At 65.1% G+C, this 15186-nt stretch carries 11 protein-coding genes; 10 read left to right on the top strand and 1 reads right to left on the bottom strand.

The annotated features are described in order from the left end of the window. The first annotated feature begins 927 nt into the window (after positions 1 to 927). Genes OUZ49_RS20850 through OUZ49_RS20835 form a run of 4 tightly spaced genes read left to right on the top strand, consistent with a single transcriptional unit; the run spans position 928 to position 5685 of the window. Positions 928 to 1386, top strand: a complete 459-nt coding sequence (locus OUZ49_RS20850) for a MarR family winged helix-turn-helix transcriptional regulator (protein WP_266152547.1) — start codon at positions 928 to 930, stop codon at positions 1384 to 1386. 29 nt (positions 1387 to 1415) lie between these two features. Beyond that, complete coding sequence (locus tag OUZ49_RS20845) at positions 1416 to 2885, top strand: efflux transporter outer membrane subunit (RefSeq protein WP_266152546.1); 1470 nt, start codon at positions 1416 to 1418, stop codon at positions 2883 to 2885. A gap of 11 nt (positions 2886 to 2896) precedes the next feature. Continuing rightward, positions 2897 to 4099: an HlyD/EmrA/EmrK family protein gene (locus OUZ49_RS20840; protein ID WP_266152545.1), complete on the top strand. Its 1203-nt coding sequence runs from the start codon at positions 2897 to 2899 to the stop codon at positions 4097 to 4099. A gap of 59 nt (positions 4100 to 4158) precedes the next feature. Continuing rightward, positions 4159 to 5685, top strand: a complete 1527-nt coding sequence (locus OUZ49_RS20835; RefSeq protein ID WP_266152544.1) for a DHA2 family efflux MFS transporter permease subunit — start codon at positions 4159 to 4161, stop codon at positions 5683 to 5685. A gap of 59 nt (positions 5686 to 5744) precedes the next feature. On the opposite strand, the gene OUZ49_RS20830 is transcribed toward OUZ49_RS20835, so the two are convergent. After that, positions 5745 to 6665 (bottom strand): bestrophin family protein, encoded by a 921-nt coding sequence (locus OUZ49_RS20830; RefSeq protein WP_266152543.1) that lies wholly within the window; start codon positions 6663 to 6665, stop codon positions 5745 to 5747. A gap of 146 nt (positions 6666 to 6811) precedes the next feature. Between OUZ49_RS20830 and OUZ49_RS20825 the strand changes: the two genes are divergently transcribed. The 6 genes from OUZ49_RS20825 to OUZ49_RS20800 all read left to right on the top strand — a co-directional run bounded on the left by OUZ49_RS20825 (position 6812) and on the right by OUZ49_RS20800 (position 14878). Then, a complete protein-coding gene (locus OUZ49_RS20825; protein ID WP_266152542.1) occupies positions 6812 to 7408 on the top strand; it encodes a DUF2239 family protein in 597 nt (198 codons plus the stop codon). A 45-nt stretch (positions 7409 to 7453) separates the two neighbouring features. Then, positions 7454 to 8917 (top strand): MATE family efflux transporter, encoded by a 1464-nt coding sequence (locus OUZ49_RS20820; RefSeq protein ID WP_266152541.1) that lies wholly within the window; start codon positions 7454 to 7456, stop codon positions 8915 to 8917. A gap of 81 nt (positions 8918 to 8998) precedes the next feature. Beyond that, on the top strand, positions 8999 to 10288 hold the full coding sequence (locus OUZ49_RS20815; RefSeq protein WP_266152540.1) for an MFS transporter: 1290 nt from the start codon (positions 8999 to 9001) through the stop codon (positions 10286 to 10288). A 120-nt stretch (positions 10289 to 10408) separates the two neighbouring features. Further along, positions 10409 to 12067, top strand: coding sequence for a multicopper oxidase family protein (locus tag OUZ49_RS20810; RefSeq protein WP_266152539.1), 1659 nt, complete (start codon positions 10409 to 10411; stop codon positions 12065 to 12067). Between the two features lie 219 nt (positions 12068 to 12286). Further along, positions 12287 to 14329, top strand: a complete 2043-nt coding sequence (locus OUZ49_RS20805; RefSeq protein WP_266152538.1) for an alkaline phosphatase family protein — start codon at positions 12287 to 12289, stop codon at positions 14327 to 14329. Between the two features lie 69 nt (positions 14330 to 14398). Beyond that, on the top strand, positions 14399 to 14878 hold the full coding sequence (locus OUZ49_RS20800) for a DUF3617 domain-containing protein (protein ID WP_266152537.1): 480 nt from the start codon (positions 14399 to 14401) through the stop codon (positions 14876 to 14878). The last annotated feature ends 308 nt before the right edge of the window (positions 14879 to 15186 follow it).

Here is a 15186-nt window from a genome sequence, read left to right as displayed (position 1 = left end):
GCCGGGCGCTCTCCCCGCGCGCCTTGCCCACCATGATCGCGCCTCGCTCTTCGGCGCTCAGATGACTGTAGTTCTGACCCATGCATCACCTCGAAGGGGGTGTTGCACTTGATGTTAGAGACCGCCTAACCCAAAGAAATGGCCTCTAGAGCTGGTAGCACTCCGTTGGATAGAAGCGTTGGAAGGTCGAGGCGAGCAGATGGCTGCCGGCCCAAGGCCGCTACACAGCGGCTACACCGCAACGCGCCATAGCGGTGAGGACTTAAAGCAGGTCAGTCCTACGGTCGAAACGCCCGCGGCATCCCGACTCTCAGCGGATCAAAACACCACCCACGCTTTAAGCCCTCTGCGCTATGGCGCGTTGCGGTGTAGCCGCTGTGTGTCGGCCGTGGGCCGCCACCTATCCGGCTGGCCACGCCCGTCAGGCTCGCATCCCACGTAATGCTATGAGCTCTCAAGGCCGTTTTCTTTGGGTTACTTTTCTTTTGGGCCAGCAAAAGAAAAGTAACCCGGACCGCGGCAGCGGTTCGGAACGCCCGCTGCGTAAGCGGCACCCTGGCGAGAACGCTCAGTTGTCGCGTGATCGCGAGCACCCGCCCCTCATCCCAGCCTTCTCTCCCACAGGGACTACCTTCGGGTCGCCCGCAGGGGAGAAGGAGCGCAGCGCGCCGGCCGGCAGTCGAAACGCCCGCTGCGTCCCACAGGGACTTCCTTCGGTCGTAAGCGGCAAGCTGGCCGAAGCGCCCGACTGCAGCGTAACCGCGAGCACCCGCCCCTCACCTCAATCCTCTCCCCGAAGGGGAGAGGAAGTCAGAGCGGGCGCCTGCAACGCGACGGACACCACGGGCAGCAACGATTGCCCGAACAAATACATGCTGCAATATATTTGCCTTGACAAATATATTGCAGGCAATAAAATGCCCGCCCATGAACCCGCCATCCCACTCCCAGGCGACTCCGCAGGAAGGCCTCGGTGTCCTGATCAGTCTGGTCCGTAGCGAGCTGGTCCGCGCGCTCGAGGCCAAGTTGCAGGCCTCCGGCGTGGGCCTGCGCTTCACCCAGTTCCTGATACTCAAGCGTCTGGCGCTGCTCGGCCCGATGTCGGCCAGTGAGCTGGCCCGGGCGGTGGAGCTGGATGGCGGCGCGATGACGCGCCAGCTGGACCAGCTTGAGGGCAAGGGTTACCTGCGCCGGGTCAGGCACGAGCAGGATCGTCGCGCCCTGCGGATCGAGCTGACCGACGCTGGCGACGTGCTGTGGCGGCGCATGAACATCTGCAATGACCTGGTGCTGGAAGCGGCCCAGGCGGCGCTGGACCCGACCGAGCGCCAGCAGCTTCAAGACTCCCTGGGGCGCGTCCTGCAAGCGCTCCGCGACAAGACCTGATCCCCGCTTACTTCCTGGAAGACCATTCCATGCGACTGCAACTACTTGCGGCAGCTACCGGCCTCACCCTCGCCCTGGCGGGTTGCGCCAGCAGCGGTGGCCTGCATCCGGAAGGCTCGCTGACCGATGCTGCTTCCCTCAAGGCTGAGCGCAGCCTTGCCGGTGTCACCCTGTCCCCCGCGGCCTGGCCCGCCGAGGATTGGTGGACCGGCCTGGGCGATCCCCAGCTGAGTGCGTTGATCGCCGAAGCCCTGAAGGACAATCCCAGCCTGGCCGTGGCCGATGCCCGTGCCCGCGAGGCGCAGGCCCAGGCCGGTGTCGCTGATGCCGAGCGCGGTCCCACCGTCAATGCCGGCGCCAACGTGGTCGGCCAGCGTCTGCCCACCACGGCGTTCCCGCCGGAATTGGGCGGCGGCCACTTCACCTGGTTCAAGGACGTGCGCGCCAGCTTCAGCTGGGGCCTCGACCTGTGGGGTGGCAAGCGTGCCGCCTGGGAAGCCGCACTCGGCCAGCAGCGCGCCGCCGAGGTGGAATCGCGTGCCGCCCGCATCCAGCTGTCCAGCAATGTCGCCCTCGCTTATGTGCAGCTGGGCTACGCTTATGCGCAACAGGACGTGGCCAAGGAAGTGCTGGACCGTGCCAACACGGTGCACCAGCTGACCCAGCAGCGCGTGGCTGCCGGCGTCGACAGCCAGCTGCAGCTCAAGCAGAGCGACACCGAAGTCGCCAATGCCGACCAGCAGTTGTCGGCCGCCAACCGCGCCATTAATGCCGCCCGTTCCTCGTTGTCGGCGTTGCTGGGCAAGGGCCCGGATCGCGGCATCGACATCACCCGCCCGCAGCCTCTCCAGCCCGCTGCACTCACCGTGCCGGCGAACCTGCCGGTGGAACTGATGGGTCATCGCGCCGACCTGATCGCCGCACGCTGGCGCGTCGAGGCGGCCGGCAAGGAGATCAAGGTCGCCAAGACCGAGTTCCTGCCCGACATCAGCATCAGTGCCATGGCTGGCTTCGTGGCCGCCGGCGGTACCAATCCGCTGCAGATGCCGGCGCGCTTCTTCACCGCCGGCCCGTCGTTCAGCCTGCCGATCTTCGACGGCGGCCGCCTGCGCTCGAACCTCGCCGGCAAGGACGCGCAGTACGACGTCGCCGTGGCGCAGTACAACCAGACCTTGGTCACCGCCGTGAACGAAGTGGCCGACCTTTACGATGCCGTGCAGTCCGCCCAGGAACAGGTGGCCGCCCAGCAGCGCGCGCTCGACGCCGCGTCGCAGGCCTGGGATCTGTCCGAACAGCGCTACAAGGCGGGCGTGGGCAGCTACCTCGAGGCCCTGATCGTGCGCCAGCAGTTGCTGCTGGCCGAGCAGCGCATGGCCACGCTCAAGTCACAGCAGGTCGAGTCCTCCGTGCAGCTTATCCAGGCCCTCGGTGGCGGCTTCCGCCCGCAGGCCGGCACGGCCGATGTGGCCCTCCAATCTTCTTCTGAACATTCGCGCTAAAGGCTATCCCCATGTCTAGCCAAACCCCGCTCGCCGCCGACAACACGGCTCCCGTCCAACCACCCAAGAACCGTCGCGGCGTCCTGCTGCGCCTGCTGGTCGTCGCGCTCGTGCTCGCCGGCATCGGCTGGGGGCTGTGGTACTTCCTTGAAGGCCGCTGGTACGAAGGCACCGACGACGCCTATGTCAGCGGCAATATCGTGCAGATCACCCCGCAGGTGGCCGGCTCGGTGGTGACCATTGGTGCCGATGACGGCGATCTGGTCCACGCCGGCGATATCCTGGTCAAGCTTGACCCGGCCGATGCCGATGTCGCGCTGGCCCAGGCCAAGGCCAGCCTCGCCAGCACCGTGCGCAAGGTGCGCGGCCTGTACAGCAACGTGACCGGTGCCCAGGCCGAAGTGGCTGCGCGCAAGATCGCCGTCGACAAGGCGCAGGCGGACTACAACCGCCGCCGCGACCTGGCCAAGACCGGCGCCATTTCGGCGGAAGAGCTGTCGCACGCCGAGGACACGTTGACCACCGCGCAGAGCGCGCTTACCACCGCGCAGCAGCAGTACCAGACCAGCAACGTGCTGGTCGACGATACGGTGGTCGCCTCGCATCCGGACGTCCAGACGGCTGCGGCCAAGCTGCGCGCCGCCTTCCTCGATGACGTGCGCACCTCGATCGTCGCACCGGTCGACGGCTACGTCGCCAAGCGGTCGGTCCAGCTGGGCCAGCGCGTGGCGCCGGGCGCCCCGCTGATGGCCGTGGTGCCCCTGCATGGCGTGTGGATCGACGCCAACTTCAAGGAAACCCAGCTCACCAAGATGCGCATTGGCCAGCCGGTGGAGATCCGTTCCGACGTGTACGGCGGCGCGGTGACCTACAAGGGCAAGGTCGAGAGCCTGGGCGTGGGCACGGGTAGCGCGTTCGCGCTGCTGCCGGCGCAGAACGCCACCGGCAACTGGATCAAGATCGTGCAGCGCGTGCCGGTGCGCGTGTTCTTCGACGATCCGAAGCAGCTTGAAGAGCATCCGCTGCGCATTGGCCTGTCGACCAAGGTGGACGTGAACCTGCGCGACCAGAGCGGCCCGCTGCTGTCCAGGCAGGCGCCGACGCAGCCTGCCTTCAACACCGATGTGTACCAGCAGCAGCTGGCCAAGGCCGATGGCCTGATCGCCGAGATCATCCACGCCAACTCGGCTGGCGCAAGTCACGACAAGCAGTAATCAGGCATGTGGCGCCGGCTTCGGCTGGCGCCCTTCTTTCATCCAAGGCTATTCGTGCGATGAGCAGTGAATTTCGTCCGCCCAACCTGGCACTGGCCACGGTCGGCCTCTCGTTGGCGACCTTCATGCAGGTGCTCGATACGACCATCGCCAACGTGTCGTTGCCGACGATCGCCGGCAATCTCGGCGTCAGCGTCAACCAGAGCACCTGGGTCATTACCTCCTTCGCCGTCAGCACGGCCATTGCGCTGCCGCTGACCGGCTTCCTCAATCGTCGTTTCGGCGAGGTGAGGCTGTTCATCTGGTCGACCCTGCTGTTCTCGCTCGCCTCGCTGCTGTGCGGCCTTGCGCAGAGCATGCCGATGCTGATCCTGTTCCGCGCCATCCAGGGTGCCGTGGCGGGTCCGATGTACCCGATCACGCAAAGCCTGATGATCTCGATCTATCCACCCGCGAAACGCGGCATGGCGCTGGCCTTGCTGGCGATGGTGACGGTGGTGGCGCCGATCGCCGGACCGATTCTCGGCGGCTGGATCACCGACAACTATTCATGGCCGTGGATCTTCTTCGTCAACGTGCCGATCGGCATCTTCGCCAGCATGGTGGTCAGCAACCAGATGAAGCTGCGCGTGGATACCACCTCGCGCCCGAAGATCGACTACGTGGGCCTGATCACGCTGATCGTCGGCGTGGGCGCGCTGCAGATCGTGCTGGACAAGGGCAATGACGAGGACTGGTTCAACTCGACGTTCATCATTATCACCAGCATCGTGTCCGCCATCGCGCTGGCGGTCTTCCTGATCTGGGAACTCACCGACGAGGACCCGATCGTCAACCTGCGCCTGTTGCGCCATCACAACTTCCGTGTGGGCACGATAGCGCTGGTGCTGGCCTATGCGGCGTTCTTCGCCATCGGCCTGCTGGTGCCGCAGTGGCTGCAACGCAACCTGGGCTACACCTCCACCTGGGCCGGCTTCGCCGCGGCGCCGCTGGGCATCCTGCCGGTGATGCTGACCTTTATCGTGGGCAAGTACGCCAGCCGCACCGACATGCGCCTGCTCGCGTCGTGCGCGTTCCTGGTGATGGGTATTACGTGTTTCCTGCGTTCCAATTTCTTCCTGCAGATCGACTTCAACAGCGTGGCCCTGGTGCAGCTGCTGCAGGGCCTGGGCGTGGCGCTGTTCTTCATGCCGGTGACGACGATCCTGTTGTCGGATCTGAAGCCCAACGAAATTGCCTCGGGTGGCGGCCTGGCAACGTTCCTGCGCACGTTGGGTGCGAGCTTCTCCGCCTCGCTCACCACCTTCCTCTGGGATCGCCGCGCCATCGTGCATCACGCGCACCTGAGCGAGCACATCACGCCGTACGACCCCTCCGCGCAGGCGACGCTGCAGGCGGCGGGCGTGAATGGCACGCAGGCGGCCAATGCCACGCTGGAGCAGTTGATTACGCAGCAGGGTTACCAGATCTCCTTCAACGAGGTGTTCCATCTGCTGGGCTGGGTGTTCCTGGCCCTGATCGTGGTGATCTGGATGGCTCGTCCGCCGTTTACCGCCAAGGCCGGGGCCGGCGGCGGCGGGCACTGAGCTGCGCGACCACGCAAGCAACAACGGCCCTGCGGGGCCGTTGTTGTTGATGCGTCCACCTAGAGCAGGACGCCGTCGACAGGCTGCAGCGGCTCGGGCAGATCGTGCTCGCCCAGCAATGCGCCGAGGCTGATCTCGATCGTGCGGCACATGGCGTCGAGGGCGAGATCGTTCGGCAAGCGCTCGAACGGGCTTTCAATCTGGTCGCCCAGCGCGTCCAGCCCGAAGAAGGTATACGAGAGCACGCCCACCATCAGTGGCGTCGCCCAGCCCACCGTGCCCACCAGGCAGAACGGCAGCAGCAGGCAATACATGTACACCGTGCGATGCAGCAGCAGGATATAGGCGAACGGAATCGGCGTGCCGTGGATGCGCTCGCAACCGCCAAGCACATACGACATGCGGCTTAGCTGTGCGTCGATGCTGGCCAGCAGGATGCTATCGAGCCGGCCTTCGCGCCGCAGTTGCGCGTAGCTTTCGCCGATCAGGCCCAGCAAGGCATTCGGTGGATTGGTTGACGGCAGCAGTGCCGCAACCTCGGCCGGCGCCAGCCAGCGCGCCAGGTCCTGCTCCGGCGCCGAGCCGCGCAGCATGTGGCGCAAGGCGTGCGCATAGGCGATCAGTCGATGCACGCGCAGGCGCTGCTCGTCCTGCGGCAGGCCATCGGGCAGGCTGAGGGTCTGGCGCGCCAGGTTGCGCAGCACGATCAACAACTCGCCCCATAACCTGCGCGCTTCCCACCAGCGCTCGTAGGCCACGCTGTTGCGGAAGCCGAGGAAGATCGCCAGGGTCAGTCCCATCAGGGTCAGCGGCACGGCGCCGATCTCGATGCCGGTATGCGGCAGACGATGCTCCACCAGCACGACCAGCACCGCGAGCGCCATCATGCCGACTACCCGCTTCCAGATGACTGGCACGATTGAACCGCGCAGGGTAAACAGCATCAGCCGCAGCGGGCGGGAAGGCGGGTGGACGACCATGGCTAGCGCGGCAGCAGGGAGGGGCTCTGCACTTTAGCGCGCGAGCCGGATGCGCGCCGAAAGGGTCGCTGGCCCCGCTGCCCCGGGATTGACGGCGGCCTTTTCACCCGGACATAATCCGTTGAGGTTATTACCCGGATAAAAGTGTGACTGCCAACGAGAGCATCCACTGCGTCGCGTTTCATGGCCATCAGCAGATCGCCTCGGGCGTGCTGGCCAGTGTCGCCTTGGCGGTGAAAAAGGCGCTGGACGCCGGTGCATCGGGTCCCGTGCTGATCTTCGACGGCCACAGCAGCCGGCCGATCGAGATCGATTTTCGCGGCACGCCCGACGAGGTGCTGGCGCGCCTGCAGGTGGCGGCCGCGGCATCGGTCGAACGCGCCAACCGCGGTCCCGGCCGACCGAAACTCGGCGTGGTGGCGCGTGAAGTCACCTTGCTGCCGCGGCATTGGGAGTGGCTTTCGCGCCAGCCTGGAGGTGCTTCGGCCGTGCTGCGAAAGCTGGTCGACGAGGCGCGCCGTGCAGGCGGTGGCCGCGAACGCGCCCGCCTGGCCGGCGAAGCGGTGGATCGCTTCATGCTCGCGATGGCGGGCGACCTGCCTGGCTATGAGGAGGCTTCCCGCGCGTTCTGGCGCAAGGAACAGGCATGTTTCAGTCAATTGACAGATGCGTGGCCCGCCGATGTGCGCGAGCATGTACGCCGCCTGGCTGCGACGGCGTGGCACAACGACGCGACAGCCTGACTGCTCTTCGTTCCTTCCCCTTTCCCCTTCGCGGAACACTCATCGATGTCATCTGTCGCCGCCAGGCAACCCTTGCTCACTGAAGGCCCGATCGCGCGCACCTTGCTGATGTTCGCCTTGCCGATCCTGGGCAGCACGGTGCTGCAATCGCTGAATGGCTCGGTCAATGCGATGTGGATCGGCCATTTCCTCGGCGAAGCGGCCCTGACGGCGGTCAGCAACGCCAACCTGATCCTGTTCCTGCTGCTGGGTGCGGTGTTCGGGCTCAGCATGGCCTGCACCATCCTGGTCGGGCAGAGCCTGGGCGCGCGCAACATGCTGGAAGCGAAGCGCGTCGTCGGCACCGGCGTGACCTTCTTCGTGGCGGTATCGGTGCTGGTGGCGATCGCCGGCTACGCGGGCACGCCGTGGATGCTGGGCGTGCTGGGCACGCCGGCTGACGCTCAGGCATTCGCCATACCGTACCTGCGCATCATCTTCATCGCCGTGCCGTCGATGTATTTCTACAGCTTCCTGATGATGACGCTGCGTGGTGCTGGCGATTCACGCACGCCTTTCATCTTCATGGGCCTGTCGGTGTTGCTGGACATCGTGCTCAACCCGATGCTGATCTTCGGCGTCGGGCCGTTTCCGCGCCTGGGCATCGCAGGTTCCGCCACCTCGACCCTGATTGCGCAGAGCATCGCCCTGCTCGCCCTGCTGTGGACGCTGTATGCGCGCAAGCACTTCCTGCGCCTGACCCGTGGCGAGCTGGGTTACCTGCGGCCGGATCTGGCCATCCTGCGCGCGCTCGTGTTCAAGGGCTTGCCGATGGGCCTGCAGATGATCGTGATCTCGACCTCGGCGATGATCATGATCCACATGGTGAATGGCTACGGGTCCAAGACCACCGCCGCCTACGGTGCCGCAACCCAGTTGTGGACCTATGTGCAGATGCCGGCGATGGCGATCGGCGCGGCCGTGTCGTCGATGGCGGCGCAAAACGTCGGTGCCCGGCTGTGGGACCGCGTCAGCCGCATCACCAAGGTCGGCGTGCTGTACAACTTCCTGCTCAGTGGCGCGCTGATCGGGGTGATCTACCTGTTCAACCACGCCGCGCTCAACCTGTTCCTCCCCAACGACGGCGAGGCGCTGGCGCTTGCACAGCATCTGAACAGCATCGCGGTGTGGTCCTTCATGTTCTTCGGCGTCACCTTCGTATTGTTCGGCGTCGTGCGTTCCACGGGTGCGGTGATGCCGCCCTTGATCATCCTGTTCATCTCGATGTGGCTGATCCGGCCGCCGTTCGCGCTGCTGCTCGCGCCTGCCATTGGCGCGGACTCGATCTGGTGGAGCTTTCCGCTCGGTTCGCTCGCCTCGATGCTGATGGCGATGGGCTATTACCGCTGGGGCGGCTGGCGCCGAGCGCATATGCTCACGGCGCCGATCAAGACCGCCGACGAACAGGCGGTCGTATCGGGCCAGCAAGCGCCGACCACTGGCCAAGGTGTACCCGCTTCCGTGGATTGAACCGTTACGGCGATATTCGCCATCCCAACTTAGCCACCATCAAGGCGCACCGATTCCGGTACGTCGTGTAAGGACACATGGATGCAGACCTCGACACAAGGCTCGGTACTCGCCAATCGTAATTTTCGCCTGCTCTTTGGCGGCAGCACCGTATCGGCGCTGGGTGACCAGTTCACCCTGGTGGCGCTGCCATGGCTGGTACTCAAGCTCACCGGTGATCCGGCAGCGCTGGGCCTGGTGTTGGCGGCCATGGCGCTGCCGCGGGCGATCTTCATGTTGATCGGTGGCGCCGTGGTGGATCGCATGTCGCCACGCCGCGTGCTGCTTGCGGCCCGTGGCGTCAACGCCTTGCTGGTGAGCCTGTTGGCGCTGCTGGTGTGGACCGGCGCCATCAACATGCCGCTGGTTTATGCGATCGCACTGGGTATCGGCTTGTCGACGGCGTTTGCCTATCCGGCGTCCTCGTCGATCCTTCCGCAATTGATGGAACCCACCCAGCTCGCGCCGGCCAACGCGCTGATCATGGGCATGCGCCAATTGAGTGTGTTCGTGGGACCCCTGCTGGCTGGCCTGGTGATCGGCACGGGAGCGCATGCCGCCGTGACGCGCGGACCGGCGGATGCGCATGGCCTGGGCCTTGCCTTCGGCATCGACGCGGTGAGCTTCCTGGCCTCGTTGGGCTCGCTCATGATGATCAGACTGCACACCGACGATCATCCCCGGCGTACCCAGGGCAGCGTGCTGGCGGCCGTGGCCGAAGGCGTGCGTGGCGTTTGGGCCGACGTGCCGCTTCGTGCCTTCATCCTTTATGTCGGCGCAGTCACGTTCTTCGTCGGCGGCCCGATCCAGGTCGGCTTGCCGGTGCTGGCCGATACGCGGCTGGACCTGGGCGCCGCCTCGCTGGGCATCCTGATGACGGCCAATGGCGGCGGCATGGTGGTGGGAGGCTTTCTCTCGAAACTGGCCGCGCGCGTGGTGCGGGGACGGCTCGGCCTGATGGTGCTGTGCATCGATGGCGTGGTCGGCCTGGGCCTGGTGTGGCTGGGCACGGTCCACCGCACCTGGAGTGGTGCCGCCCTGCTGGCCACCACCGGCGTGCTGGCGGGCATGGCCCAGATCGCCATCATCAGCTGGATCCAGCAGCGCGTATCGCGCGAGATGATGGGGCGCACCATGAGCCTGCTGATGTTCACCTTCATGGGCCTGGGACCCGTGTCGGCAGCGCTGGCGGGCGGGCTACTCAAGTTCATCAGCCTGCCTGCGCTGTTCGCCGGCGCTGGCCTGACCCTCAGCGCGATTGCCTTGGGCTGCCTGGCCAATCCGGTGCTGCGCGGCATCGGCGCGCCGCTGCCGGCCGAAGCCGCAGGCTGAGCCCGGCCGGCGTCGCCAGCCTCAGCGAGTTCTGCCACGCGGCTGTCATTCGCGTTTCCTAACGTGGGACGCCATGACAGCAGCGTTTTCTTATCTACTGCCCGACGAGGGCACGATCGCGTGAGTCTCTCGCGTCGTCGTTTCCTGCGTGGCCTAGCGGATTTGGCCGGCGCGGCGGCTGCCGCGGACATGGGCTTGCTGGCCTGGTCGGCGCCGGCGTCAATGGATGGCGGCATGGGCCGCATGGCCATGCCGCAACTGGCCGCTCCCACGGTGCCGCTGGTCAATCCCGCGACGCTGACGCGCTTCGTCGATCGGCTGCCGGTTCCGCCTGTGGCGCAGCCGATGGAGCAGCGCGCGCATCCAGCCTATCCCGGCAAGATGCTGCCTTACTACCGGATGGAGATGCGTGCCTTCACGGCTCGCCTGCATCGCGACCTGCCACCGACGCCTTTGTGGGGATACGGCGGATCATCGCCGGGCCCCACGCTGCAAACCGCGCGTGGCGAGCCCCTGCTGGTCGAGTGGATCAATGCCTTGCCCGAGCGGCACTTCCTGCCCATCGACCACAGCATTCATGGGGCGGAACGCAGCAAGCCGGATGTGCGCACGGTGGCGCATGTGCATGGCGCGCGTGCATCCGCAGGCAGCGATGGCTATCCGGAAGACTGGTTCGCGTCCGGGCATTCAGCCGTCTATCACTACCCGAACGCGCAGGACGCCGCCACGCTCTGGTATCACGATCACGCCATGGGCATCACCCGGCTCAATATCTATGCCGGCTTGTTCGGTGCCTTCATCGTCCGCGACGCGGAAGAGCAGGCGCTTGGCCTGCCCTCCGGAGACTGCGATCTGCCGTTGATCCTGTGCGACCGCCTGATCGCCAAGGATGGCCAGCTTTACTACCCCGTGTCGGATGATCCCGCGGCGCCATGGGTTTCCGAGTGCAACGGCAACGCGATCCTGTGCAACGGCAAGCTCTATCCGTTCCTCGAGGTCGAGCCACGACGTTATCGACTGCGCTTGATCAATACGGCGAACACGCGCTTCTTCAATCTGTCGCTATCGTCCGGCCAGCCGTTCCAACAGATCGCGAGCGACCAGGGCTTGTTGCCGGCACCGTTGCCGCGTGAGCGCGTCGAACTGTATCCCGCCGAACGCGCCGATGTGGTGGTCGACTTCAGTGGACTCGATGGCAAGAGCCTGCAGCTGCGCCATCAATCCGAGGCGATCCTGGAGTTTCGCGTGCGCGATCGCGGGCGCCGGGACACTGCGGCCTTGCCGGCGACGCTGCGCAAGGTGGAGCGCATCGATCAGGGTCTCGCCGCGCGCGATCGCATACTCACGCTCGGCGAGCAGGACGATGCGGGCGGCCGCCCAATGATGATGATGCTGGGCGGCAAGCATTGGTCCGCGCCGATCACCGAGGATCCGCGGCAGGACAGCGTGGAGATCTGGAGCCTGGTCAACGTGACCGGCGACGTGCATCCGATTCACCTGCATCTGGTGCGCTTCCAGGTCGTCGAGCGACGTCCGTTCGATCTGTTCGCCTGGAACGCAAGCAAGACGCTCAAGTACACCGGTCCTGCGCAGACGCCGCCGCCGGAAGAGCTGGGGTGGAAAGACACCGTGCGTGCCGACCCCGGCATGGTGACTCGCATCATCATGCGATTCGAAGGCGAGCCGGGTCGCTATGTGTGGCATTGCCATCTGCTCGAGCACGAAGACAACGAGATGATGCGGCCGTTCCAGCTGCTTCCTGCGCACGCAAAAGCGTAGCGCCATCGAGCGCTTTTTCTTGAGCGCCTGCGCAAGCTCATGCGCCGTCGCAGCACTGTCATCTTGGGCGCTTGCGCTGTCGCAGTAATGCCGTTGCAGCGTCATGTAAGCGGACCAGACTCCCCGCCGGCCTGGATGCCCGATGTTGCGATCGGCGCCAGGTTAATCAGGGGGATTACTCGATTGCAGCCCGAGAGGGTTCCTGCAGGAGATCCAGTCATGTCCATGATGTATGTCCGCAAGCGGCTGATGCCGCTTGTCATCGGCACACTCACGGCCGGCCTCGCCGGTGTTGTCAGCGCACAAAGCACCACCTCGCCCGACCATGATGCGGTTTTCCGCGGACAGGTGCCGGCGGCGGGTGTGAGCAACCGCTCCGGTGTACCGGGAGGTGTCACCGTCTTGCATGCTCCCGGTGACGGCGACGATCGTAGCGGTCGCACCAGGACGCCCATCAAGCATGTGATCTTGCTGATCGGCGAAAACCGCACCTTCGATCACGTGTTCGCGACCTACACGCCGCCGAGCGGCCAGAGCGTGAACAACCTGCTGTCCGAAGGTATCGTCAATGCGGACGGCACGCCGGGCCCGAACGTTGCCGCGGCCCGCCAATGGCAGGCTTCCAGCACCGGCGCGTTCTCGCTTGCTCCCACCCACACCAGTCCGTATACCTTGCTGCCGTCGATGAACACCGGCGGCGCGCCGACCCAGGCGCCATTCGCGTCCGCTGCGCAGGCCGAAGCAATCGAGCCGGCCCTGCCGACCACCGCCTATGTGGAACTTGCCGAGGGCGGCACCGGCCTGCCGAGCCACGTCGTCGATACCCGTTTCCCCACCCAGCTGCCCAACGCGCCGGTGGATATGCATGCGTCGATCAGCTACGACGACTACGCCAACAGCCCGGTGCATCGCTTCTTCCAGATGTGGCAGCAGCTCGACTGCAATGTGCAGGCGGCCACGGCGAAGAACCCCAGCGGTTGCCGCAATGACCTGTTCCCATGGGTCGAAACCAGCATCGGCGCCGGCACCAACGGTAAAGCGCAGCCCGCTGGCTTCAATGACCAGAGCACGGGTGAAGGTTCCACCGCCATGCAGTTCCTCAACATGGCCAAGGGCGATGCGCCCTACTTCGCCGAGCTGGCGCGCACCTATGCGCTGAGCGACAACTTCCACCAGTCGGTGATGGGCGGCACGGGTGCCAACCACATCATGCTCGGCTTCGGCGACCTGATCTATTACGCCGACAGCAACGGCAATCCGATCACGCCGCCGTCGAACCAGATCGAAAACCCGGATGCGCAGTCCGGCACCAACAACTGGTATGTGCAGGATGGCTACAGCGGCGGCTCGTATGTGAATTGCGCGGACGACACGCAGCCGGGTATCGCTGCCGTGAAGACCTACCTGAAGTCGCTGCCGTACCACACCTTCCACGGCACCGACTGCAAGCGTAACGCCTACTACCTGGTGAACAACTACAACCCGGGCTACCTGGGCGACGGTACGCCGGCTCCGCTGGGCGCCACCCAGTTCACCATCCCGCCGACGCAACAGGACAACCTCGCCCTGCTGCTGACGCGTCATCACGTGAGCTGGAAGTACTACGGTGAGGGTTGGGGTGGTGGCAAGGAGAATGGCGAAGCGGGCACGTTCTGCAATATCTGCGACCCGTTCCTGTACTCCACCCAGGTCATGACCAATCCGACGCTGCGCGCCAACAACCAGGATATCAACGATCTCTACAACGATATCCAGAACGGCACGCTGCCGGCAGTCTCCATCGCCAAGCCGGATGGGATTCTGGACGGCCATCCCGCCTCGTCCAAGCTCGAGCTCTTCGAAGGCTATGTGAAGAAGATCGTGGACATGGCCAAGGCCAACCCGAAGGTATGGGACGACACCGTGATCATGGTGACGTTCGACGAGGGCGGCGGTTACTACGACTCCGGCTACGTGCAGCCGATCGACTTCTTCGGCGATGGCACGCGCATTCCGCTGCTGGTGATCTCGCGCTATTCGGAAGGCGGCCGCGTGGTGCATACGTACTACGACCATGTCTCGTTCGACAAATTCGTCGAGGCCAACTGGGGCCTGCAGGAGACGATCTCGAACCGCAGCCGCGACAACCTGCCCAATCCGGTATCGAGGCCCGGCAATCCCTATGTGCCGGTCAACGCTCCCGCCATCGGCAATCTGATGAACATGTTCGACTTCGATCGTGATGCCCAGCCGCACGTGGCTGCGGCCGAAATGCAGGACTAACTCCCTGTGCTGCATGCCCTGCCTGCGCGAGCAGGCAGGGCATCCTCATCGATCGAAGGAGTCATGCTCATGAAGCAGCATCTCAAATCGATGCTTCGGCGCTGGTATCAATGGAACGCGATGGAGCGCGCCGTCGCGCTGGCGTCGCTCGCCGTGCTCAGCCTTGCCGCTGCGGCCAGCCATGCCGATCCAGGCGATTTCCAGGCCATGCCCGGCCTGTGGAAGATCGTCACGCACCACGTCCACGGCAGTCATGCCGGCCAGTCCACCGTGCAATGGCATTGTGTCGACGAAGGCGCCGACCCCTGGGCCGAGTTCGCCAATATGCCGGTTCCGGCAAACGATCAATGCCGGCGCAGCGAGCAGCATCGCAGCAGCACGGCGTTGGCATGGTCGCTCACTTGTCCGGGCAATGCGCCCGCCGACGGGCGTGGCCGTGTGGATTTCGACTCACCGGAACACTACACCGCCAGCACCAGCCTGCATGGCCATGAGGTGGTGCGTGTGGAAGGACAGCGCTTCGCTGCGTGTACCAGCGCGAACGACTGAATGGGCCGCTTTTCCTTTGAGCTACTTCGCGCGAATTGAAGTTAGTTCGTGGGGGACTCAGCGGGCGTTTCGATCGCCCGTTCGAGCGCCGAGCTTCTAGCTCCTTCTCCCCTCCGGGGAGAAGGCTGGGATGAGGGGCGGGTGCTCGCGGTCACGCTACAACCGAGCGCTACGGCCAGCTTGCCGCTTACGCAGCGGGCGTTTCGACTGCCTGCCGGCAGCCGAGTCACTTTTCTTTGCTGGCCCAAAGAAAAGTAAGGCGGTCTCTAACATCAAGTGCAACACCCCCTTCGAGGTGATGCATGGGT

Origin of the sequence: Dyella halodurans (genome assembly GCF_026283925.1) — a bacterium.
In the GTDB taxonomy this organism is placed as follows: Bacteria; Pseudomonadota; Gammaproteobacteria; order Xanthomonadales; family Rhodanobacteraceae; genus Dyella; species Dyella halodurans.
This window is presented reverse-complemented; position numbering and strand designations above follow the sequence as displayed.

Coding starts and splice junctions, on each gene's coding strand:
- OUZ49_RS20850 (WP_266152547.1), top strand. CDS start 928: ATGAACCCGCCATCCCACTCCCAGGCGACTCCGCAGGAAGGCCTCGGT.
- OUZ49_RS20800 (WP_266152537.1), top strand. CDS start 14,399: ATGAAGCAGCATCTCAAATCGATGCTTCGGCGCTGGTATCAATGGAAC.
- OUZ49_RS20815 (WP_266152540.1), top strand. CDS start 8,999: ATGCAGACCTCGACACAAGGCTCGGTACTCGCCAATCGTAATTTTCGC.
- OUZ49_RS20820 (WP_266152541.1), top strand. CDS start 7,454: ATGTCATCTGTCGCCGCCAGGCAACCCTTGCTCACTGAAGGCCCGATC.
- OUZ49_RS20830 (WP_266152543.1), bottom strand. CDS start 6,665: ATGGTCGTCCACCCGCCTTCCCGCCCGCTGCGGCTGATGCTGTTTACC.
- OUZ49_RS20835 (WP_266152544.1), top strand. CDS start 4,159: ATGAGCAGTGAATTTCGTCCGCCCAACCTGGCACTGGCCACGGTCGGC.
- OUZ49_RS20805 (WP_266152538.1), top strand. CDS start 12,287: ATGTCCATGATGTATGTCCGCAAGCGGCTGATGCCGCTTGTCATCGGC.
- OUZ49_RS20845 (WP_266152546.1), top strand. CDS start 1,416: ATGCGACTGCAACTACTTGCGGCAGCTACCGGCCTCACCCTCGCCCTG.
- OUZ49_RS20840 (WP_266152545.1), top strand. CDS start 2,897: ATGTCTAGCCAAACCCCGCTCGCCGCCGACAACACGGCTCCCGTCCAA.